The sequence below is a fragment of the Amycolatopsis sp. NPDC003865 genome, from assembly GCF_053605345.1.
In genome coordinates this window covers 18454-38747 of the sequence record NZ_JBSGJA010000012.1, presented here as the reverse complement: position 1 = coordinate 38747, position 20294 = coordinate 18454, and the positions used below count along the sequence as shown (strand labels likewise).

Genomic DNA, 20294 nt, shown 5'->3' with positions numbered 1-20294 from the left:
TAATGAGAACACGTTCTAGTTTGTCGGTCCAGAGGAGGGTGTGGTGGGACAGACCACGATCCCGGCCGTCGTCCGCGATGCCGCCGCGAAGTTCGGTGCCGAGGAGGCACTGGTCGACGGCGCGGTCCGGCTCGGCTTCGACGCTCTTCTGGAACGTGTTCAATCGGTCGCGCGGGCGTTCGCCGCCCGGGGGGTCCGGCCCGGTGACCGGGTCGCCGTCACCCTCCCGAACACCCGCCACTGGGTGCTCACGGCGCTGGGCGCGCTCTACGCGGGCGCGTCGCTGGTGCCGGTCAACACGCGGTTCACCGCCGCCGAGACCGTGGACCTGCTGGTCCGCAGCCGGGCGAAAGCCCTGGTCGTGGCTGCGGACTTCCTCGGCGCGGACCGCCACGCCGCGATCGTGGCGACCGGCGCCGCCCTGCCGGACCTCGGCACGGTCGTCCGGGTGCCCCTCGAACGGCCCCACCGGCCGGTGCCGGGCACCTTGGGCTGGGACGAGTTCCTCGGCCTCGCGGAGCAGGTGCCCCTCGCCGAGATCGAAACCCGCGCGGACGCCGTCCAGCCCGACGACGTGAGCGACATCCTGTTCACCTCGGGCACGACCGGCCGCTCGAAGGGCGTGCTGTCGGCGCACCGCCAGGTGGTCGGCGTCGCCGCGGCCTGGGCGGAGTGCGGCGAGGTCACCGCCGACGACCGGTACCTGGTGATCAACCCGTTCTTCCACAGCTTCGGCTACAAGGCCGGGATCGTGGTCTGCCTGCTGACCGGCGCGACGATCGTGCCGCAGGCGGTCTTCGACGTGCGGGCCGCCTTGAACCTGATCGAGCGCGAACGCGTCTCGGTGCTCCCGGGCGCTCCGACGATCTTCCGGTCGCTGCTGAACGAGCCCGGGCGCGGCGACCTCTCGTCGTTGCGGCTGGCGGTGACCGGCGCGGCCGACGTGCCGGCGTCGCTCGTCCGGCGCATGCGCTCCGAGCTGGGCTTCGACATCGTCTTGACCGCGTACGGCCTCACCGAAGCGGTCGTGGTGACGATGTGCCGGCCGGGCGACGACGCCGAGCTGGTCGCCCGCACGTCCGGCCGGGCGACGGCGGGCTTCGAGGTGGCGATCCAGGGCTCGCCCGGGGAGGTCGTGGTCCGCGGGCCGAACGTGATGCTCGGCTACCTCGACGACCCGGACGCCACCGCGAAGGCCGTCGACGAGCGGGGGTGGCTGCACACCGGCGACGTCGGCGAACTCGACGCCGAGGGCAACCTCACGCTCACCGGCCGGCTCAAGGACATGTACATCTGTGGCGGTTTCAACGTCTACCCCGCCGAGGTCGAGCACGCGCTGACCGAGCTGGACGGCGTCCGCGACGTCGCCGTCGTCGGCGTCCCGGACGAACGGCTCGGCGAGGTCGGCAAGGCGTTCGTCGTCGGCGCCGGGCTGACCGAGCGGGAAGTCCTGGCGTTCTGCCGCGAGCGGCTGGCCAACTACAAGACCCCGCGGTTCGTCGCGTTCCTGGACGAGCTGCCCCGCAACGCTTCCGGCAAGGTGCTGAAGCGGCTGCTGACCGAGGAGAACGCATGAGTGAACCGGTGGTCCGCTCCGAGCGGCGCGGGCCGGTCGCGGTGGTCACGATGAACCGGCCGGACTACCGCAACGCCCAGAACTCGGCCATGACCTACGCGCTCGACGACGCCTTCACCGAAGCCGTGAACGACCCCGAGGTGAAGGTGATCGTGCTGGCCGGGGCGGGCAAGCACTTCTCCGCCGGGCACGACATCGGCAGCCCGGGCCGCGACGCGGACCAGACCTTCGACCGCCGCGCGGTGCTGTGGTGGGACCACACCGACCGGGCCGGCGGCGACCAGCGCTTCGCCCGCGAGTCCGAGGTCTACCTCGGGATGTGCCGCCGGTGGCGGGAGATCCCGAAGCCGATGATCGCGAGCGTCCAGGGCGCCTGCATCGCGGGCGGGCTGATGCTGGCGTGGGTGTGCGACCTGATCGTCGCCGCCGACGACGCGTTCTTCGCCGATCCCGTGGTGCGGATGGGAATTCCTGGCGTCGAGTACTTCGCGCACCCGTGGGTGCTCGGTCCCCGCGCGGCGAAGGAAGTGCTGTTCACCGGCGAGCGGTTCACCGTCCAGCAGGCCAGGGAATGGGGCATGGTCACCCGGATCGTGCCGCGCGCCGAACTGGAAGAGCGCACGCTCGAACTGGCGGAGAAGATCAGCGGGATGCCGCAGTTCGGGCTGGCGCTGGCGAAGAAGGCCGTGAACCAGGCCGAGGACCTGATGGGGCTGCGGTCCGGAATGGACTCCGTGTTCGGGCTCCATCATCTGGCGCACGCGCACAACGCGGAAACCTCGGAAGACTCGCTGGGCGGGCAGTCGGCGCGGTCGATGCGCGACGCGAACAAGGGGGCGTGATGGACCTCGACGTCGACGAGGCGTCCGCGGCCTTCCGCGACGAGGCCAGGGAATGGCTGTCCTCGCACGTGCGGACGTTGCCGTCGATGGACACCGCCGAGGGGTTCGCGGCGCACCGCGAGTGGGAGGCCGAGCTGGCCGAGGCGCGGTGGTCGGTCGTGTCGTGGCCGCGCGAGTACCACGGCCGGGACGCCTCGATGCTGCAGTGGCTGCTGTTCGAGGAGGAGTACTACGCCTCGGGCGCGCCGGGGCGGGTGAGCCAGAACGGGATCTTCATGCTCGGGCCGACGTTGTTCGCGCACGGCACGCAAGAGCAGCGCGACCGGATCCTGCCCGCGATGGCTACGGGGGAGCAGGTGTGGGCGCAGGCGTGGTCCGAGCCCGAGGCGGGCAGCGACATCGCCGCGTTGCGCAGCACGGCGGTGCGCACCGACGGCGGCTGGCTGCTGTCCGGGCAGAAGACGTGGAGTTCCCGGGCGGCGTTCGCCGACCGCGCGTTCGGGTTGTTCCGCACCGACCCGGAAGCCCGGCGCCACCACGGCTTGACCTACTTCATGGCGGACCTGCGCGCGGACGGGGTGACGGTCCGGCCGATCCCGCAGCTGGACGGCGAGCCGGGGTTCGCGGAGATCTTCTTCGACGACGTGTTCGTCCCCGACGAGGACGTCATCGGGGAGGTGGGGCAGGGCTGGCGGGTCGCGATGACGACGGCGAACAACGAACGCGGCCTGTCGCTGCGCAGCCCGGGCCGGTTCCTCGCGGCGGCCTCGCGGCTAGTCGGCCTCTGGCGCGCGGAGGGCGCGCCGGAGTCCACAAAGGACCGGGTGGCGGACGCGTGGATCGGGGCCCGTGCCTACCAGCTCTACACGTTCGGCACGGTCAGCAGGCTGGCCGAGGGCGGCGAGCTGGGCCCGGAGTCGAGCGTCAACAAGCTCTTCTGGTCCCAGCTGGACGTCGAGCTGCACGAGACGGCGCTGGATGTGCTCGGCCCGGCCGCGGAAACCGACGAGGCGTGGGTGAACGGCTACCTGTTCTCCCTCGCCGGCCCGATCTACGGCGGCACCGACCAGATCCAGCGGAACACGATCGCCGAACGGCTGCTGAAGCTGCCCAGGGAGGCCCGCCGATGAGGTTCCAGCTCTCCCCGGAGCACCGGCAGTTCGCCGCGACGCTGCACGACCTGCTGGGCGGGGCGGACACCGCGGCGACCGCCCGCGCCTGGGCGGCGGGGGAGCACGACCGCGGCCTCAAGCTCTGGCGCGCGCTCGCCGACGTCGGCGTCTTCGGGTTGCTGGTGCCCGAGGACCACGGCGGCCTCGGCGCCGGCCCGGTCGACCTGGTGGTCGCGTTCGAAGCGCTCGGCTACCACGCGGTCCCGGGCCCGCTCGCCGAGTCGGCGGCGGTCGCCCCGGCACTGCTGACCGGCGACCGGCTCGCCGCCCTCGCCGCAGGCGACCTCCTGGCCACCGTCGCCGCCCCACCGGAAGTCCCCCTGGCACTGGACGCCGACGTCGCGGGCGTGGTGCTGGACCTCGCCGGCGCGCAGCGGGAACCGGAGACCGGGCTCGTCCGCTCGGTCGACCCGGCCCGGCGGCTGTTCCGGGTCCCCGCCACCCCCGCGGGCGAGACGGCCGCGTTCGACCGGGGCGTGCTGGCGGTCTCCGCCCAGCTGCTCGGCGCGGGCCAGTGGCTGCTCGACACCTCGGTGGCCTACGCGAAGCAGCGCCGCCAGTACGGCCGCGCCATCGGCGAGTACCAGGCGGTCAAGCACCTGCTGGCCGACGTCGCGACCCGGCTCGAGCTCGCCCGCCCGCTGCTGCACGGCGCGGCCGTCGCGCGCGAGACCTTCGCCCGTGACGTGTCGGCCGCGAAGGTGATGGCGGGCGACGCCGCCCACCTCGCCGCGCGGACCGCCCTACAGGTGCACGGCGCCATCGGCTACACCGCCGAGCACGACCTCGGCCTGCGGCTGACCAAGGTGCGCGCGCTCGCCGGCGCCTGGGGAACCGGGTCGTTCCACCGGACGCGGGTGCTGCGATGACCGACCCGCTGGAGACCGAAGAAGCCCGGGCCCTGCGGGACGCGGTCCGGGCGTTGCTGACCCGCCGCTCGGGTCCCGGGGCCGTCCGGGCGGCGCTGGAGTCCCCGCTCGGCCACGACGACAAGCTCTGGTCGACGCTGTGCGAACAGATCGGCGTCGCCGCGCTCGCGATCCCCGAGCACTACGGTGGCGCGGGCGCCGGCCTGGCCGAGCTCTGCGTCGTCCAGCAGGAGCTCGGCCGGACCCTGACCCCGTCCCCGATGCTCGGTTCCGCCGTGCTGTGCGCGGAAGCGTTGCTGCGCACGGGAAACGACGAGGCCTGCGAACGGCTGCTGCCGGGCGTCGCCGCGGGCACCACCCTCGCCGCGCTGGCCTGGGCCGGCGAAGACTGGGCACCGGCGCTCACCGCGTCGGACACCGGGCTCGACGGGCGCGCCCACTACGTCCTCGACGGCGACCTCGCGGACGTCCTGCTGGCCGTGGCCCGCACGGCGGACGGCCTCGGCCTGTTCGAGGTGCCCCTCGACGGTGTGCGCCGCGAGCGCGTCACCACCCTCGACCCGACGCGGCGGCTGGCCGTGGTGGACTTCGCGTCGAGCCCGGCCCGGCGCCTCGACGCCGACGGTTTCCGGCTCGAGAAGCTGCGCGACACGGCGGTGATCGCGGTGGCGGCGGAACAGGTCGGCGCGGCGGCGCGAGCCCTGGAACTGACGGTGGAGTACACGAAGCAACGCCGCCAGTTCGGCCGCCCGATCGGCTCGTTCCAGGCGCTGAAGCACCGGATGGCCGACGTGCACGTCCACGTCGAAGCGGCCCGGTCGGCGTTATATGCGGCCATGGTGGACGGTGACGCCGAAGCGGTCGCGACGGCGAAAGTGGTGTGCGGCGAAGCGTTTTCCCACGCGGCGGCGGAGATGGTCCAGCTCCACGGCGGCATCGCGATCACGTGGGAGCACGACGCCCACCTGTACTTCAAGCGCGCGCACGGAACCGCCCTGCTGTTCGGCGACCTCCTCAGGTGACGCGGAAGACCGGCCAGCCGATCTCGGTGCGCCATGCCGCGGGATCGCTGGTGTCGCGGGGGCCGGTGACGTAGACCTCCCGCACCGGCCCGGCCACCGACATCGCGTTCTCCACCACCCAGGTCCCGAGTTGGCCGTAGGTGACCTCGACGCCGTCGTGCTCGCCGACGTGGGTGGTGACGGCCAGCTCCGCGGCCGGCAGGACCACGGGGTGCACGCGCCCGGTGCGCGGTGGCGCGGCGGTCGGCAGGTAGACGAGCGCGTGCCCGCGTTCCTGTTCGAACAGGGCGTTGTCGTAGCAGCCGCCCGGCGGTCCGGTCACGGCGGCGCCGACGGCCGCCTCCAGTTCGGCCATGGCGCCGGCGAACCAGGCCGCGACATCGCCGTTCCCGACCACGGCCTCCACCGCCGCGACCGTCCGGGCGGGTTCCGCGCGCAGCTCGACGCCGATCGGCGCGGGGTCGGGCCGGAGCAGGCGCCGCAGTGACACGACCGCGGCCCGGGTGCGGTCGAGCACGTCCTCGAGGCGTTGCAGGTGGTCGGCGACCAGGGCCGCGCGGACGTCGGGGTCGGGGGTCCGCAGGATTTGCTGCACGTCGCTCAGGGGGACGTCGAGTTCGCGGAGCCGGTGGATGACCTGCGCGGCCGGGATCTGGTCGACGCCGTAGTAGCGGTAACCGGTGGTCTCGTCGACCACGGCGGGTTCCAGCAGGGTGGCCTCGTGGTACCGGCGCAGGGTCCGCACGCTCAAGTGGGTCAGCCGCGAGAACTCCCCGATGCTCAGCACCGTTCCATTCTGGACTCTCTCCCCGGGGGAGAGTCCACGGCTTGACCCTCCCACGTCGTGAGGTCACACGATGGGCTCATGACACAGCACACCGATCTTCTCCCGACCACCGTGCGCAAGTTCTTCGCCGCCCACGTCGTTCGCGATGCCGACACGGCCTCGTCGTTCCTCACCGAGGACGCGGTGGTCGTCGACCAGGACGAGACCTTCCGCGGCCGCGAAGAGGTCCACGCGTTCCTGCGGGACGCCGGGTCCGAGTTCGAGTACACGACCGAGCGGATCGGCGTCCACCGCGTCGACGGCGCCCACTGGGTGGTGACCGTGCGGCTCGAGGGCACCTTCCCGGGTGGCGTCGCCGAACTCGACTACCGGTTCACCTTGCGGGACGACCTCATCGCCGAACTCGTGATCGCCAACCACGCGGCCTGACCCGCGTCGATTCCGTTGCCGTCGCGCTGCTAGGCCAGGTGGTGCACCTCCTGCAGCCCGTAGACCGGCGTCGGGACGCCTTCGGCGCGGGCCTTCAGCTGCAGGGCCAGGTACAGCGAATAGTGCCGCGACTGGTGCAGGTTCCCGCCGTGGAACCACAAGCCTTCCTGCTGGGTGGGCTTCCACATGTTCCGCTGCTCGCCCTCCCAGGGGCCGGGGTCCTTGGTCGTGTCCGAGCCGAGGCCCCAGACCTTGCCGACCTTGTCCGCGACCTCCTGGCTGATCAGGTCCGCCGCCCAGCCGTTCATCGAGCCGTAGCCGGTCGCGTACACGACCAGGTCGGCCTCCAGTTCGGTGCCGTCGTCGAGCTTCACCGACGTCTCGGTGAGCTCGACGACCTGGCCGTGCGCGAGCTTGACGTCGCCGTCGGCCACCAGGTCCGCCGCGCCCACGTCGATGTAGTAGCCCGAGCCGCGGCGCAGGTACTTCATGAACAGGCCGGAGTCGTCGTCGCCCCAGTCGTGGCGGAAGCCCGCGGCTTCGAGGCGGTCGTAGAACTCCTGGTCGCGCTCCTTGATCGCCGCGTACACCGGCTGCTGGAACGTGTGCATGATCCGGTACGGGAGCGAGGCGAACGTCAGGTCCGCCTTCTGCGTCGTCATCCCGGCTTCCAGGGCGCGCTCCGAATAAAGGTCGCCGAGGCCGAGGTCCATCAGCGAGTCCGACTTCACGATGTGGGTGGAGCTGCGCTGGACCATCGTGACGTCGGCGCCGGCCTCCCACAGCGCGCCGCAGATGTCGAACGCCGAGTTGTTCGACCCGACGACCACGGCCTTCTTGCCGCGGTAGGCGTCCGGGCCGGGGTGCCGCGAGCTGTGGTGCTGCTCGCCGCGGAAGCGGTCCTGGCCGGGCAGCACCGGGACGTTCGGCTTGCCCGACATGCCGGTCGCGAGCACCAGCTGCTTCGGCTTGAGCACGACCTCCTCGCCGTCGCGGTCGAGGACGACGGTCCACTCCTTCGCCTCTTCGTCGTAGGAGGCGCTCTTGCAGGTCGTCGACGACCAGTAGTTCACCTCCATCACCTTCGTGTACATCTCGAGCCAGTCGGCGATCTTGTCCTTCGGCGCGAACACCGGCCAGTTCCGCGGGAAGTCCAGGTAGGGCAGGTGGTCGTACCAGACCGGGTCGTGCAGGCACAGCGACTTGTACCGGCCGCGCCACTGGTCGCCCGGGCGCGCGTACCGGTCGACGACCACGTGCGGCACGCCAAGCTGCCGCAGCCGGGCGCCCAACGCGATCCCGCCCTGCCCGCCGCCGATGACGACGACGTACGGCTGCCGCGTCGTGCCCAGCTCGGCCGCTTCCGCCTGCCGCGCCTCGGCCCAGGTGACGCGCTCGGGGTTGATGCCGTGTTCCGCGCCCTTCGGGCGGGTCGTGCCGAGCGGCTCCTCGTGACCCTTCAGCTCGTACAGCGTCGTGAGGAACGTGAACGCGCCTTCGTCGTTCAGCCGCAGGTGGCCGCGGCCGCGCCCGGCGGCGGTCTCGAACCCGATCCACGCTTCGACGATGCCGCCGGATTCGGTCGGCTCCTCCGTGGTGTGGAAGCCGGTCGCGTCGGTGCCGTCCATGGTGGCCAGCAGCAGATCCTTGACGCCGTCGCGGTTTTCGACCGTCTTGAGGTTCCAGGTGAACGCGATCAGGTCGCGCCAGAACGACGTCGTCGCGAAGAGGGCGGCCGCCCGGTCGGCGTCGCGGGCCGCGAGCGCGGCCTCGAAGCCGGCGAGCCAGCCGTCGACGCGCTGCCGGGCCTCGAGGGCCGCGGCCGGTTCGAGGGTCTGGGTCATGAGCGGACCTCCCCGCGTCGGGCACCGTCGTCGTCGGCGGCGCGTTGAACGCAGCCAACCCCGGCGGGCGGGGTGGGCGTAAGGGTTGCCCTAAGGTTGCATCAGCACGACGTCGACGCCCGGCGCGAAGCGGTACGGGCGGGCGAGCAGCAGGCCGCCGATCAGCTTGCGCAGCCGGGACAGCTCGGCGCGCACGGTCACCAGGTGGGTGCGGTCGCCGTAGAGCGTCTCCGACAGCTGCGCCGCCGAAACCCCGGCCGGGCCCGCGGTCGCGATCAGCCGCAGCAGGTCCGCCTGCCGCCTGCCGAGCGGGTGCGTCCACCGCGCGGAGCCTTCGACGATCGCGCGCGGCGGGTCGAGCTCGAGGGTGAACCGCAGGGTTTCGCGCCGGCTGGGCCGCAGGAGCCAGCCGCCGGGGACCGGTTCGGGCTCGCACGCGCCGAGGCCGCGGACCGCGACCGGGACGCCGTGGCGGGGCGCGGCGACCCGGTCGATCCCGGGGACGCCGCTCTGCGCCGCGACCCAGCCGTGGTCGTCGACGACGAGCCCGGCCGTGCTCAGCAGGTGGCCGGACAGCCGGCGCAGCGCCTCCAGCCGGGCCTCGTGCCGCTGGTGCAGGACGGCTTCGGCCAGCCGCACGGACGTCCCGACCAGGGCGACGGTCATCGGGTGGACGGTCTCGGCCGGCCCGCTGACGTCGACGATCCCGAGCAGCTCGCCGGTGCGCGGGTCGTGCACGGGGGAGGCGGTGCAGGTCCAGGTGTGGTGCGAGCGCACGAAGTGCTCGGCGGCGAACATCTGCACGGGCGCCGCCTCGGCCAGCGCCGTGCCGATCGCGTTGCTGCCGATGGCGGGCTCGGACCAGATCGCGCCCTCGGTGAAGCCGAGCGAGTCGGCGCGGTGGCGCACCCGCCGGGCGCCTTCGCGCCAGAGGACGACCCCGTCGGCGTCGGTGACGACCATGAGGTGGTGCGCGTCTTCGGCGACCGACGTCAGCGCGCCGCGCAGCTCGGGCAGGACCTCGTGCAGCCGGCAGACCGTCCTTCGTCGTTCGACCTCGGCGGCCCCGACGGGATCGGGCGCGGGCGGCCGGTCGGGATCGACGCCCTGGGCGGAGACCCGGCGCCAGGACCGTTCGACGAGCCGGCGCGGCGCGGTCGCCGGCGCGCGTCCGGCGAGGACGGCGTCGTGGATGCCGGCGAGCAGCCGGGCGTGCCCGGCGACGTCGGTGCCGGGCCGGACCGCGCAGACTTCGTCGTCCACCGCCACCTCCTGGGCCGGGCTTCACGGTAACCCGGGAGCGTGGGGTCGGGGCAACCCTCGCGCAACCCCCGGCGAGGGGTCAGCCGGTGCGGCGCGCGCCCGGCAGCTCCCGGTTCGCCTCGTCCAGCCCGCTCGCCACCGAACGGCACGCGCCGCAGCCCGCGAGGTGGTCGGTGACCACGCTCGCCCGGCGCGGGGACAGCGCGCCCCGGACCCACGCGCCCATGCGGCGGCGGGGCTCGCGGCAGACCGGCTCCTCCGCGTCGGGCACCTGGACCTGCAGGTACGCCTGGCGCAGCCCCTCCCGCGCCCGCCTCGCCAGCGCCGAGACGCTGGTGGGCGACAGGCCCAGCAAGGGCGCCGCTTCCGTCGGCGTGTCGCCCTCCGCCTCGGTCCGCCAGAGCACCGTCCGCCACCGGCCGGGCAGCGTGCGGTAGGCCGACCACGCGAGCCGCTCGTTCGACCGGTGCAGGGCCAGTTCCTCGGCGCCGCTCGAACTCGTCTCGGGGACGGTCTCGCACAGCTCGACCCGGCTGCCCTGCCTGCCCCAGCGGAACACCAGGTTCCGCAGCGTCACCACGAGGTAGGGCCGCAGGTCGCCGTCCGGGCCACCGCCCGCGCGCACCACGGCCAGCACCCGGGCGAAGGTCTCGGCCACGAGGTCGTCACGCTCCGGGGGCTGCTTCGCCCACGCCGCCGCGGTCCTGCGCAACGGTTCGGCGTGCCGGCGGAAGAGAGCGTCACCGGCGTCGACGTCGCCCGCGCGGAAGGCGGTGAGCAGCACGGCGTCCGGCGGCTCGTCGGCGGCGTTCCCCATCGGCACTCTCCGTGGCCGGGTGGCACTGGAAGCAGGAGGTACGGCAGTGTACGGCACCACGGCCCCGCCGGCACGCGCTGTCCACAATGGACTCCTGGTGCGCGGCCGCCGCCCCGCCCTTACGATCGCGGCACACAAGGGGAGCGGGGGAGTGGATGGGCGTCGGCACCTGGCTGGTCACCATCGGCGTCGTCGTGGTGCTGCTCGCGGTCGACCTCGTGCTCGCCGCGGTCCGGCCGCACCGGGTCGGGTTCGGCGAGGCGGTCGCGTGGTCGGTGGGCTACATCCTCGTCGCCGTGGCGTTCGGCGTCTGGCTGGCGCTGGCCCACGGCGGTGAATTCGGCGCCGAGTACTTCGCGGGCTACATCGTCGAAAAGAGCCTGTCGGTCGACAACCTGTTCGTCTTCGTGATCATCATGACGACGTTCGCCGTCCCGGAGGAGCACCAGCACAAGGTGCTCACCTTCGGCATCGTCCTCGCGCTGGTGATGCGGGCGATCTTCATCGCGCTCGGCGCGACGCTCCTTTCGCTCTTCTCGGTGATGTTCCTGCTCTTCGGGCTGCTGCTGATCTACACCGGCGTGCAGCTGTTCCGGCACCGCGACGCCGACCCCGACATCGAGCACAACGTGGTGGTCCGGACGGCCCGCCGGCTCCTGCCGGTCTCCGACGCCTACGACGGCGGACGGCTGTTCACCCGCGAAGCCGGCCGCCGGCTGGTGACGCCGCTGGTTGTCGTGCTCGTCGCGATCGGCGGCGTCGACCTGCTGTTCGCCCTCGACTCGATCCCGGCGGTCTTCGGCGTCACCGACGAGCCCTACATCGTCTTCGCCGCGAACGCCTTCGCGCTGCTCGGCCTGCGCGCCCTGTACTTCCTGGTGAAGGGCCTGCTCGACCGGCTCGTCTACCTCTCGGCCGGGCTCGCGGTGATCCTCGCGTTCATCGGCGTGAAGCTGATCCTGCACTGGGCGCACGTCGACATCGACGAGCGCGTCCCCGAGATCGCGACCCCGGTGAGCCTCGCGGTGATCATCGGGGTGCTGGCCGTCGTGACGGTCGCCAGCCTGGTCAAGACGCGGCGCGATCCCGGGGCGAAGGCGCACCCGGGGTCGCTGCGGGGGTCGTCAGACCGCGAAGACCTGTGAGTCGTCGGCGAAGGCCTTGAACTCCAGTGCGTTCCCGGCGGGGTCGAGCAGGAACATCGTCCACTGCTCGCCGGGCTGCCCCTCGAAGCGGACGTAGGGCTCGATCACGAACTCGGTCCCGGCGGCGCGCAGCCGCTCGGCGAGCGCCCGGAACTCGGGGACCGTGAGGATCAGGCCGAAGTGGGGGACCGGCACGTCGTGGCCGTCGACGGGGTTGTGGATCCGCTCCGGCCCCTTCGGCGCCAGGTGGGTGACGAACTGGTGGCCGTGCAGGTTCCAGTCGACCCAGGTCTCGGCGCTGCGGCCCTGGTCGAGGCCGAGGACTTCGCCGTAGAAGCGGCGGGCGGCGGCCAGGTCGTCGACGGGCATGGCGAGGTGGAAGCGCGGGATCGTCATGTCTGAATGTTAACATCAGGACATGAGTGCTCAGGTGGCTCCGGCCCGCCGGCGCGGGCTTGCCGACGAGGTCGCCGACCGCATCCGGGACGCGATCTTCGACGGCACCTACCCGCCGGGTGGTTCGCTGCGCGAAGTGGAGCTGGCGGACGCGCTGGGGGTCAGCCGGGGCCCGGTGCGGGAGGCGCTGCTCAAGCTCGAGCGCGAGGGGCTCGTCCGCGGTGAGTGGCACCGGGGGACGACGGTGACCGCGCTGACCGCGGAGGACGTCGCCGAGCTGGACAGCCTGCGGGCGGCGCTGGAGCAGCTCGCCGTCGCGCTGGTGGTCGACCGCGGGCCCGATCTGGCGGCGGTCGACGCCGCGGTCGCGCGCATGGACCGGGCGGCCGACGAGCACGAGATGGTCCGCTGCGACCTCGGCTTCCACGACGCGGTCTACGCCGCCGCCGGCCACCGCCGCCTGCGCGAAGCGTGGGAAGCGATCCGCTCACAGGTCCACCTGTTCCTGCTGACGCGGATCGGCGTGGAGCCGGCGGGCTACCTCGCCGGCATCCCCGCCGAGCACCGGCAGCTCGCCGAGGCGCTGCGGGCCGGCGACCGCGACGCGGCCCTCGCCCGCTTCGCCGCCCACCGCCGCCACGCGTTCGACGTCCTCGACAGGCGGTCCTGAGCGCGCGTGCGGTAGCCCGGCCTCGGCCCGCGAGCACGATCGCGAACCACCGGTGTCGCGGGCAGGCCTCCCGCAGCGCGCGGGCGATCGTGCGCGGCTCCGCGGGCCGGCCGGCAGACAGCGCGGTGCCGCGCAGCCCTCCCCGCACCGAGCTCGGCCGCGACGCGCCGCGAAGACGCGGCGTCGGCGATCCGGACGGCGGCCACCGCGCCGGCAGCGCGGGCTTCGGCCGCGTGCCCCGCTCCGGACGCAGCCAGAGCGGCGGCCCAGTTCGCTAGCGTGGTTCTCAGTGAGCACACAGTTCCGGGTTCTGGGGGCGCGGAGATGGACTTCGACGTGGTGGTGGCCGGCGGCGGACCGGTCGGGCTGATGCTGGCGGGCGAACTGAAGCTGGGCGGAGCCCGCGTGCTGGTGCTGGAGCGCGAGGCCGAAACGCCGGAGGCGCGCTTCGGGTCGATGGGCGCGCGGGCGCTGAACACCCCTTCGGTGCACGCGCTGCACCTGCGTGGCCTGCTGCCCGCCGTCGAACGGGCGGCCGCGATGTGGGCCGGCCCGCGGACGCTGCCGCCGGCCGGGGCGCCGGCGGGAGACTCCTTCGTCGGGCACTTCGCCGGGATCGGCATCCGCGCCGACCGGCTGCGCCCGCCCGGTCCGGGTGCGGAGTTCCTCGGCGCGGGGGTGATCAGCCAGGCCGGCCTGGAACAGATCCTGCGCGCGTGGGCGGGTGCCGAAGAGCGGCGAGGTGTCGCGCTGACGGGGTTCGACACCGGCGACGACGGCGTGACCGTCCACACGGGACAGGGAGCGCTCCGGGCCGGCTGGCTGGTGGGCGCGGACGGCGGCCGCAGCACCGTGCGCCGGCTCGCCGGGTTCGACTTCCCGGGCGTGGACCCCGTCTTCACCGGCCGGCAGGCGCTGGTGGACCTCGACGCGCCGGAAAAGCTCGTCGCGGGCGAGTGGCAGCACGGGGACAACGGCTCGTACGTCGTCGGCGGCTGGGGCGGGGGCGGCGAACCGCCGCGGGTGCACACCGTCGAGTACGACGTGACCGCCGAGCGGGACGCCCCGGTGACCGCGGCGGAGATGCAGGCCAGCCTGCGGCGGGTCAGCGGCACCGACGTCGAGGTCACGCGGGTGCACGTCGGCACCCGGTACACGGACACGACCCGGCACGCCACGACGTACCGGCGGGGCCGCGTGCTGCTCTGCGGCGACGCCGCGCACGTGCACTCGCCCGCCGGCGGGCAGGGCCTCAACCTGGGCCTCGGCGACGCGGTCAACCTGGGCTGGAAGCTCGCCCTGGTCGCGCGCGGGCGCGCCCCGGAGTCCCTGCTCGACACCTACACCCCCGAGCGGCACCCGATCGGGGCGTGGGTGCAGCGCTGGAGCCTGGCGCAGACGGCGCTGAGCGCGCCGCGCGGACCGCGGGCGGAGGCGTTGCGCGAAGTGGTGGCCGACCTGCTCGACACCCCGGACGGCGCGACCCACGTGGTCTCGAGCATCGGCGGCGGCTGGCAGCACTACGACCTCCCCGGCGAGTTCCCGCTGATCGGCCACCGCGTGCCGGACCTGGCCCTGGACGACGGAACGACGCTGGCGGACCGGTTCCGCGACGGCCGGGCGGTGCTCGTGGACACGGGAACGGGCGCGGCGCGGGTGGCGGCGGAATGGGGGAGCGGGCTGAGGGTGGTGACGGCGCGGCCGCTGGCGTTCGCGGACCAGCGGCTGGCGGCCTTCGTGCGCCCGGACGGGTACCTGGCGTGGGCGTCGGTCGGCGACTTGGCCGAGGAGGACCTGCGTTCGGCGCTGACGAGGTGGCTCGGCCCGGCCGTGGGAACTGACGGCGCGGCCGCCGGGTGTTGACGGCGGCGCGGTGCGGCGCGGATCGTGGACCCATGGCGACACGCATGGGCGCGCGGTTCACCGGGGACCTGGCCGCGCTGCGGTACGAACCGGTGGCCAAGCGGGTGCGGGCCGTCGCGAATGGACGGACCTTCGCCGGCTCGCGGCGGGCCGTGCTGGTCTGGGAACCGAAACGGGTGGTGCCGTCCTACGCGTTCCCCCTCGCCGACCTGCGCGCGACCCTGAGCCCGGCGGGCGACGCGGCCGCGCCGGAACACCCGGTGCGGCTGGCCGAGGGCGGGCCGCCGGTCCTGGACCCGCGGACCGCCTTCGCCGTGCACACCTGCCCCGGCGAGCCGCTGACCCTGGCCGCCGACGGCACCACCTTGCCGGGCGCGGGTTTCCGGCCCGCCGACCCCGACCTCGCCGGGCACGTCGTCCTCGACTTCGCCGCCTTCGACGAGTGGCTCGAGGAGGCCGAACCCATCGTCGGGCACCCGCGGGACCCGTTCGCCCGCATCGACGTCCGGCGCGGCGACAGCCGGGTGGAGATCGAAGTGGACGGCGTCGTCGTGGCCGACTCGGCCGCACCCCGCATGCTCTTCGAAACCGGCATCACCACCCGGTACTACCTGCCGCGCGAAGACGTCCGGATGGAGCTGCTCACGCCGTCGGACACGCGCACCACCTGTGCCTACAAAGGACACGCCACCTACTGGTCGGTGGGCGGGCACCGCGACCTGGCGTGGACCTACGAAGAACCGCTGTCCGACGCACGGGACATCGCCGGGCTGATCGCCTTCCTGACCGAGCGCGTCGACGTCGTCCTGGACGGCGAACGGCTGCCCCGGCCGGTCACGCCCTGGTCATAGCACGAGGTCGGCCGGGCTCGCGATCTCCTTGACCTCACCGGTGGATTCCAGGCGCTCCAACGGGTCGGCGTCGGGGAGGGCGCCGAACGACAGCCCGGTCAGCTCGGCGACGCGCCGCACCGGCACCTGGAACGTGCGGTAGGCGCCGTAGCTGAACTCGCCCGCGACCTCCAGGCCGCGGATCAGCTCCTCCTGGCTCAGCAGGTACGCCGTCGCCGACAGCGTCTCGTCGGCCTTCACCATCGCGACGACCTTCCAGAACTGGCGCGGCAGCCGGACCCCGCGGTAGCGGTCGTCGTCTTCGGCGAGCACCGGGCCGGTCACCACGCTGACCTTCAGCGCGTGGTTCTCCGCGTTGGTCAGCACGTAGTCCTCGAGCCCGGCCCACGTCGTCTTGTTCTGGTTGAAGTCCTTGTGCTGCGGCGAACAGTTGGTGAAGTGGAACGTGTCGTCGTTGCCGAGCTGCGCGAGCGCGGCCGTCGCGCCCCACGCGGGGTCGAGGCGGCGGACCAGGTGCCCGCGGTCGAGCGGGTTGGCCGTGTAGATCTCCTCGCCGGCCTGCTCGGCGACGTCCACCCGCGGGTCCAGCGACCAGTGGTCGGCTTCGCGGCGCAGCGCCTGGCTCGTCCGGCCGTCGATGTTGACGGCCGTGAAGAAGGCCAGGCGCCGCGCCTTGTTCATGACGACGCTGAAGTGGTGGTAGGGCAGGACGTACCGCGGCTCGCCGGTCGCCTGGCGGTTCTCCGCCGCCAGCGGGACGAGGGCCTCGGGCAGGGTGGGCAGCGGCACGGTGTGGCCGGGCAGGAACTCCGGGTCGTAGCCTTCGCGGTTCGAGTAGTCGGGGTCGATCCGCCCGGCCGCGGCCGTCTCGGCGGGTTCGGCGCGCAGCCGGATGTCGACCGGCGTCGTCAGGGTGAGCACCCGAGGACCGCCGTCGGCGACCGGCCGGGCGCGCTCGGGCCGGGTGGCCAGCCGGTCCAGCAGCGCCTGACGATCGGGCGAAAACCGTTGCCCGCGCAGGAATTCCAGCAGCCGGCTGACCCGGATCCCCTCGTTCAGGAAGCCGCCGTACTCAGCGTGCCCCTCCGCCGGGACGCTGGCGTGGTGCAGGGCCACGACCTCCCACTGGTCGTTGAACACCGGCGAGCCCGACGACCCGGGCTCGGTGTCGGTTTCGTAGTGCAGGAACTTCTCGAGGACGTCGACGATCCGGTTCTCCCGCAGCGCGACCTGCTTCTTGCCGCCGCGCGGGTGCTGGATGATGGTCACGAAGTCGCCGACGATCGCCTTGCCCTCGCTGCCGATCAGCCGGTTGAACCCGAACGGGCGCAGGTCGCCGGCGGCCGCCTCGACCGCGACGAGCGCGAAGTCGAGGTCTTCGTCGGCGACGAAGAAGCGGTCCGGGTCGAGCCCGAACGCCCGCACCGGCCGGGGCAGGCCGTCGGCACCGTCCTGGTAGTCGAATTCGACGACGCTCGGGCCGGCTGTTGCCGTGTCGGGCAGCACGTGGTGGTTGGTGAGCAGGAGTTCCGGCGACACCAGCGAGCCGGTGCCGTAGCCGGTCAGCCGGCCGCGGTCGTCGCGGATGTTCACCCGGCCGACGGCGCTCGAAGCCGTGACGCCGCCTTCGAGGTAGCCCACGCCGAGGAGGTCGTCGGTGAGCACGATCCGTTCGAGGATCGCGCCCGCGGCGGTCATCGCCGCCGGGTCGCCCGCCGCGATCGCGGCCGGGTTCACCGGCCGCACGTCGGGGTAGTAGCGGCCGAGCCGGTCGATCCGGGTGGCGACCCGGCTGGGCTCGTCGGCTTCGGCGATCCCGCCGGGCTTGCGCAGCAGGGCGATCTTCGCCCGCCGCTGCGCGGTCCGTTCCGCGGCGCGCGTGGCGGCGGCGCGTTCCTGTTCGGACTGCTGGTCCGTGCGGACGTCCACGGTGCCTCCCCGGCGGATCGGAAACACCGCGTTAGTCGCCTGGCCACGGAATGCGTTACAGAAACGCGGGCGGACTGCCGGAAAGTTCTTTTTCACGTCATTTCGTGTCGCTTTCGCCGCGTGCGGGGAAATGGGGAAAATAACGCGCCCGCGCTCGGTTCCGTACCGGCAGCACGATCGCCGTCGGCTGCGCCGGACGTGCGGCTCGCCGGTGCCGCGGCGAGGGATGCGACGATGCAGCCATGTCTTCGACCATGCGGGCCTTCGTGCTCACCGGCCCGCGCGCCGGGGCCGTCCAGGAGGTGCCCGTCCCGGAGGCCGTCCCCGGCGAGGTCGTCATCGACGTCGAACGGGCCGGCGTCTGCGGCACCGATGTCGAGTTCTTCACCGGCGAAATGGCCTACCTGCACCAGGGCCACGCCGCCTACCCGATGCGGCTCGGGCACGAATGGGCCGGCACCGTCTCCGCGGTGGGGGCCGGGGTCGACCCCGGGTGGCTCGGGCGGCGGGTCATGGGTGACACGATGCTCGGCGACCGGACGTGCCGCCGCTGCCGGAAGGGGCACCAGCACACCTGCGAGCACCGCCAGGAGGTCGGGATCCGCGGCGGCCGGGCGGGCGCGCTCGCCGAAAAGCTCGCGGTCCCCGCGTGGTCGCTGCACGCCTTGCCCGACGAGGTCGACGCCGTCCTGGGTGCCCTGGTCGAACCCGGGGGCAACGCCCTGCGGGCCGCGCGGGCCGCCGGGGCGGGGCCCGGTGACCGCGCCCTGGTGCTCGGCCCCGGGACGATCGGCCTGCTCACCGCGATGTTCCTGCGCGCCGCCGGTGCCGAGGTCCACGTCCTGGGCCTGGTCGAAAGCGAGCACGTCCGGACCCGCGAGACGCTCCCGGACCTGCCCTTCGACGCGGTCGTCGACGCCACCGGCGCGCCCTCCTCGCCCGCGCTGGCCCTCGACCTGGTGGAGCCGGGCGGCCGGGTCGTCTACATCGGACTGGCCGGCCGGCCCAGCACCCTCGACAGCCGCGCGCTGGTGCTGAAGGACGTCACGGCGGTCGGTGTCCTGTCCGCGTCACCGGGGCTGGCCGACACGATCGCCGCCTACGCCGCCGGGACGGTCGACCCGCGCCCGCTGGTCGGGGCGACCGTCGGGCTGGACCGGGTCGCCGCGGTGCTCGGCGGCGAGCGGTTCGCCGCGCCGAAGGTCCACGTCGACCCGCGGCGCTAGCGCGGCGACGCCAGCGTCGTCGGGCGGCTGCGCCCGCGCAGGGTGACGTCCTCGGTGGCCGTCCACCGCCGGGCTTCCTCGACGGCCGCCGCCTCGACCGCCGTCCACGCCGCGAGGAGGCGGCCCGGCGCGTTCTTCGCCAGCTCGGTCAGCCGGGCGGCCTCGTTGACCGGGTCGCCGATCACCGTGTATTCGAACCGGCGCGGGTCGCCGACGTTGCCGGCCACCGCGTCGCCGGTCGCCACGCCGATGCCGGCCGGCGCGTCCGGCACCTCGTCGGCGAGCCGCCGGGCGATCGCGCGCCCGGCGGCCAGCGCGCACGTCGCGTGGTCGTCGAGTTCGGCGGGGGCCCCGAAGACGGCCAGCACCGCGTCGCCGACGAACTTGTTGACCAGCCCGTGGTGCCGGTCGACCTCGTCGACCACCACGGCGAAGAACCGGTTGAGCAGGCCGACGACCTCCTCGGGCGGGCGGCTCGCGGCCAGCGCCGTCGACCCGACCAGGTCGACGAAGAGCACCGACACCGTGCGGACCGAGCCGCCGAGCTCCGTGGCGGTGCGCATCGCCTCGACGGCGACCTCGTGGCCGACGTGCCTGCCGAACAGGTCGCGCATCCGTTCCCGCTCGGCCAGCCCGGCCGCCATGTCGTTGAACCCGGCCTGCAGCAGGCCCAGCTCGGTGCCGTCGTAGACGGCGATCCGGGCGGCGAAGTCCCCGGCCCGGACGCGGCCCAGCGCGTGGCGGACCGAGGCGATCGGGTTGACGACCGCGCGGGCGGTGAACACGGTGACCAGCAGGCCGAAGCAGAGCACGACCAGGCCGAGCGCGATCACCGACACGGCGAGCTTCGTGGTCGAGACGTCGCCGCGCACCCAGGCCAGCACCGCCGTGACGACGAGCCCGGCCACCGGCACGCCGGTGCCCAGGCACCAGAACAGCAGCATCCGCAGGTTGACGCCGCCGCTGAGCGGCCGCGCCGGCGCGGTCCCGGCCAGCGCCAGCGCGGCGTAGGGCCGCAGGGCGAACTCGCCGAAGAGGTACGCGATCGCGCACACCACGACGCTCGCGAAGGCGACGACGAGGAACACCGTCAGCGCGACCGCGGGCTGCATGAGCACGGCCTGCACCGTGAACACCACGGTCGCGACGCCCCACAGGACGGCCTGCATGAGCGTGAGCCGCAACGGGACGCGCAGGCTGGCGACGCGTTCGGCGTCAGTGGGCCGCCGGCCCTCGGGCGCCCAGTGCAGCGTCTTGAGCGCGCCGCGCGTGCCCCAGAGCGTCCCGACGACGACGGCGGCCACGACGTACGCCGGAACCGCGAAGGCGGTGGCCCGCACGAGGTCGCCGGACATACCGGGGGACGGCATGAGCAGCGCGGCGAGCCCGACGACGACGAGCGCGCCGATGACGTTCGTGGCGATCAGGGTGGCGGTCAGCAGGCGCTGGACGCGCCGGCGCAATACGGTGACGTCCTGGTCGAGGGGCCCGAGCAGCCCGGAGCCGAACGGTCCCGCGGATGAGTCGCCGAGTGGGCGCACCGGGTTCACACTTTGAGTGTACGGTTGTTCACTGAGCTGGCCGGAGACGGGT

General features: G+C 73.5%; 18 protein-coding genes. 11 read left to right on the top strand and 7 right to left on the bottom strand.

Annotated elements, in window-relative coordinates; translation table 11 throughout:
• Window positions 1-43 precede the first annotated feature (43 nt).
• The 5 genes from ACWEVP_RS26870 to ACWEVP_RS26850 are packed head-to-tail and all read left to right on the top strand — an operon-like array spanning window position 44 to window position 5481.
• Window positions 44-1576 (top strand): FadD3 family acyl-CoA ligase, encoded by a 1533-nt coding sequence (locus ACWEVP_RS26870; RefSeq protein ID WP_452065319.1) that lies wholly within the window; start codon window positions 44-46, stop codon window positions 1574-1576.
• Window positions 1573-2418: an enoyl-CoA hydratase gene (locus ACWEVP_RS26865; RefSeq protein ID WP_452065318.1), complete on the top strand. Its 846-nt coding sequence runs from the start codon at window positions 1573-1575 to the stop codon at window positions 2416-2418. Before ACWEVP_RS26870 ends, ACWEVP_RS26865 begins: the two co-directional genes overlap by 4 nt.
• A complete protein-coding gene (locus ACWEVP_RS26860) occupies window positions 2418-3548 on the top strand; it encodes an acyl-CoA dehydrogenase family protein (RefSeq protein ID WP_452065317.1) in 1131 nt (376 codons plus the stop codon). The genes ACWEVP_RS26865 and ACWEVP_RS26860 overlap by 1 nt, the downstream gene beginning before the upstream one ends.
• On the top strand, window positions 3545-4459 hold the full coding sequence (locus ACWEVP_RS26855) for an acyl-CoA dehydrogenase family protein (protein WP_452065316.1): 915 nt from the start codon (window positions 3545-3547) through the stop codon (window positions 4457-4459). The genes ACWEVP_RS26860 and ACWEVP_RS26855 overlap by 4 nt, the downstream gene beginning before the upstream one ends.
• Window positions 4456-5481: an acyl-CoA dehydrogenase family protein gene (locus ACWEVP_RS26850; protein WP_452065315.1), complete on the top strand. Its 1026-nt coding sequence runs from the start codon at window positions 4456-4458 to the stop codon at window positions 5479-5481. Before ACWEVP_RS26855 ends, ACWEVP_RS26850 begins: the two co-directional genes overlap by 4 nt.
• Here the strand turns inward: ACWEVP_RS26850 and ACWEVP_RS26845 are convergent.
• Entirely contained in the window at window positions 5474-6268 is a 795-nt protein-coding gene (locus ACWEVP_RS26845) for a MerR family transcriptional regulator (RefSeq protein WP_452065314.1), read from the bottom strand. The genes ACWEVP_RS26850 and ACWEVP_RS26845 overlap by 8 nt on opposite strands.
• 78 nt (window positions 6269-6346) lie before the next feature.
• Here ACWEVP_RS26845 and ACWEVP_RS26840 point away from each other — a divergent pair, with 78 nt between their 5' ends.
• Window positions 6347-6697, top strand: coding sequence for a nuclear transport factor 2 family protein (locus ACWEVP_RS26840; RefSeq protein ID WP_452065313.1), 351 nt, complete (start codon window positions 6347-6349; stop codon window positions 6695-6697).
• Between the two features lie 29 nt (window positions 6698-6726).
• On the opposite strand, the gene ACWEVP_RS26835 is transcribed toward ACWEVP_RS26840, so the two are convergent.
• From ACWEVP_RS26835 to ACWEVP_RS26825, 3 genes are all read right to left on the bottom strand, one after another.
• Window positions 6727-8541, bottom strand: a complete 1815-nt coding sequence (locus ACWEVP_RS26835) for a flavin-containing monooxygenase (protein ID WP_452065312.1) — start codon at window positions 8539-8541, stop codon at window positions 6727-6729.
• A 90-nt stretch (window positions 8542-8631) separates the two neighbouring features.
• Window positions 8632-9804: a GAF domain-containing protein gene (locus ACWEVP_RS26830; protein ID WP_452065311.1), complete on the bottom strand. Its 1173-nt coding sequence runs from the start codon at window positions 9802-9804 to the stop codon at window positions 8632-8634.
• Window positions 9805-9883: 79 nt separating this feature from the next.
• Window positions 9884-10621 (bottom strand): sigma-70 family RNA polymerase sigma factor, encoded by a 738-nt coding sequence (locus ACWEVP_RS26825; protein WP_452065310.1) that lies wholly within the window; start codon window positions 10619-10621, stop codon window positions 9884-9886.
• A 155-nt stretch (window positions 10622-10776) separates the two neighbouring features.
• Between ACWEVP_RS26825 and ACWEVP_RS26820 the strand changes: the two genes are divergently transcribed.
• A complete protein-coding gene (locus ACWEVP_RS26820; RefSeq protein WP_452065309.1) occupies window positions 10777-11766 on the top strand; it encodes a TerC/Alx family metal homeostasis membrane protein in 990 nt (329 codons plus the stop codon).
• Here the strand turns inward: ACWEVP_RS26820 and ACWEVP_RS26815 are convergent.
• Window positions 11746-12162: a VOC family protein gene (locus ACWEVP_RS26815; protein ID WP_452065308.1), complete on the bottom strand. Its 417-nt coding sequence runs from the start codon at window positions 12160-12162 to the stop codon at window positions 11746-11748. The two genes, ACWEVP_RS26820 and ACWEVP_RS26815, sit on opposite strands and share 21 nt — an antisense overlap.
• A gap of 22 nt (window positions 12163-12184) precedes the next feature.
• On the opposite strand from ACWEVP_RS26815, the gene ACWEVP_RS26810 reads away from it, so the two are divergent.
• From ACWEVP_RS26810 to ACWEVP_RS26800, 3 genes are all read left to right on the top strand, one after another.
• Window positions 12185-12832 carry a GntR family transcriptional regulator gene (locus tag ACWEVP_RS26810; RefSeq protein WP_452065307.1) on the top strand — a complete coding sequence of 216 codons (648 nt, stop codon included), beginning with the start codon at window positions 12185-12187 and terminating at the stop codon, window positions 12830-12832.
• A gap of 324 nt (window positions 12833-13156) precedes the next feature.
• Window positions 13157-14695: an FAD-dependent monooxygenase gene (locus ACWEVP_RS26805; protein ID WP_452065306.1), complete on the top strand. Its 1539-nt coding sequence runs from the start codon at window positions 13157-13159 to the stop codon at window positions 14693-14695.
• Window positions 14696-14727: 32 nt separating this feature from the next.
• A complete protein-coding gene (locus ACWEVP_RS26800; protein ID WP_452065305.1) occupies window positions 14728-15546 on the top strand; it encodes a DUF427 domain-containing protein in 819 nt (272 codons plus the stop codon).
• Here the strand turns inward: ACWEVP_RS26800 and ACWEVP_RS26795 are convergent.
• Window positions 15541-17475, bottom strand: coding sequence for a DNA/RNA non-specific endonuclease (locus ACWEVP_RS26795; RefSeq protein WP_452065304.1), 1935 nt, complete (start codon window positions 17473-17475; stop codon window positions 15541-15543). The two genes, ACWEVP_RS26800 and ACWEVP_RS26795, sit on opposite strands and share 6 nt — an antisense overlap.
• 242 nt (window positions 17476-17717) lie before the next feature.
• On the opposite strand from ACWEVP_RS26795, the gene ACWEVP_RS26790 reads away from it, so the two are divergent.
• Entirely contained in the window at window positions 17718-18701 is a 984-nt protein-coding gene (locus ACWEVP_RS26790) for a zinc-dependent alcohol dehydrogenase (RefSeq protein WP_452065303.1), read from the top strand.
• On the opposite strand, the gene ACWEVP_RS26785 is transcribed toward ACWEVP_RS26790, so the two are convergent.
• Window positions 18698-20242 carry an adenylate/guanylate cyclase domain-containing protein gene (locus ACWEVP_RS26785; RefSeq protein WP_452065600.1) on the bottom strand — a complete coding sequence of 515 codons (1545 nt, stop codon included), beginning with the start codon at window positions 20240-20242 and terminating at the stop codon, window positions 18698-18700. The two genes, ACWEVP_RS26790 and ACWEVP_RS26785, sit on opposite strands and share 4 nt — an antisense overlap.
• Window positions 20243-20294 lie beyond the last annotated feature (52 nt).

What these genes read in the sequence shown, in the direction of transcription:
- ACWEVP_RS26865 (WP_452065318.1), top strand. Translation starts at nt 1,573, where the DNA reads ATGAGTGAACCGGTGGTCCGCTCCGAGCGGCGCGGGCCGGTCGCGGTG.
- ACWEVP_RS26860 (WP_452065317.1), top strand. Translation starts at nt 2,418, where the DNA reads ATGGACCTCGACGTCGACGAGGCGTCCGCGGCCTTCCGCGACGAGGCC.
- ACWEVP_RS26855 (WP_452065316.1), top strand. Translation starts at nt 3,545, where the DNA reads ATGAGGTTCCAGCTCTCCCCGGAGCACCGGCAGTTCGCCGCGACGCTG.
- ACWEVP_RS26850 (WP_452065315.1), top strand. Translation starts at nt 4,456, where the DNA reads ATGACCGACCCGCTGGAGACCGAAGAAGCCCGGGCCCTGCGGGACGCG.
- ACWEVP_RS26840 (WP_452065313.1), top strand. Translation starts at nt 6,347, where the DNA reads ATGACACAGCACACCGATCTTCTCCCGACCACCGTGCGCAAGTTCTTC.
- ACWEVP_RS26835 (WP_452065312.1), bottom strand. Translation starts at nt 8,541, where the DNA reads ATGACCCAGACCCTCGAACCGGCCGCGGCCCTCGAGGCCCGGCAGCGC.
- ACWEVP_RS26825 (WP_452065310.1), bottom strand. Translation starts at nt 10,621, where the DNA reads ATGGGGAACGCCGCCGACGAGCCGCCGGACGCCGTGCTGCTCACCGCC.
- ACWEVP_RS26820 (WP_452065309.1), top strand. Translation starts at nt 10,777, where the DNA reads ATGGGCGTCGGCACCTGGCTGGTCACCATCGGCGTCGTCGTGGTGCTG.
- ACWEVP_RS26815 (WP_452065308.1), bottom strand. Translation starts at nt 12,162, where the DNA reads ATGACGATCCCGCGCTTCCACCTCGCCATGCCCGTCGACGACCTGGCC.
- ACWEVP_RS26810 (WP_452065307.1), top strand. Translation starts at nt 12,185, where the DNA reads ATGAGTGCTCAGGTGGCTCCGGCCCGCCGGCGCGGGCTTGCCGACGAG.
- ACWEVP_RS26805 (WP_452065306.1), top strand. Translation starts at nt 13,157, where the DNA reads ATGGACTTCGACGTGGTGGTGGCCGGCGGCGGACCGGTCGGGCTGATG.
- ACWEVP_RS26800 (WP_452065305.1), top strand. Translation starts at nt 14,728, where the DNA reads ATGGCGACACGCATGGGCGCGCGGTTCACCGGGGACCTGGCCGCGCTG.
- ACWEVP_RS26790 (WP_452065303.1), top strand. Translation starts at nt 17,718, where the DNA reads ATGTCTTCGACCATGCGGGCCTTCGTGCTCACCGGCCCGCGCGCCGGG.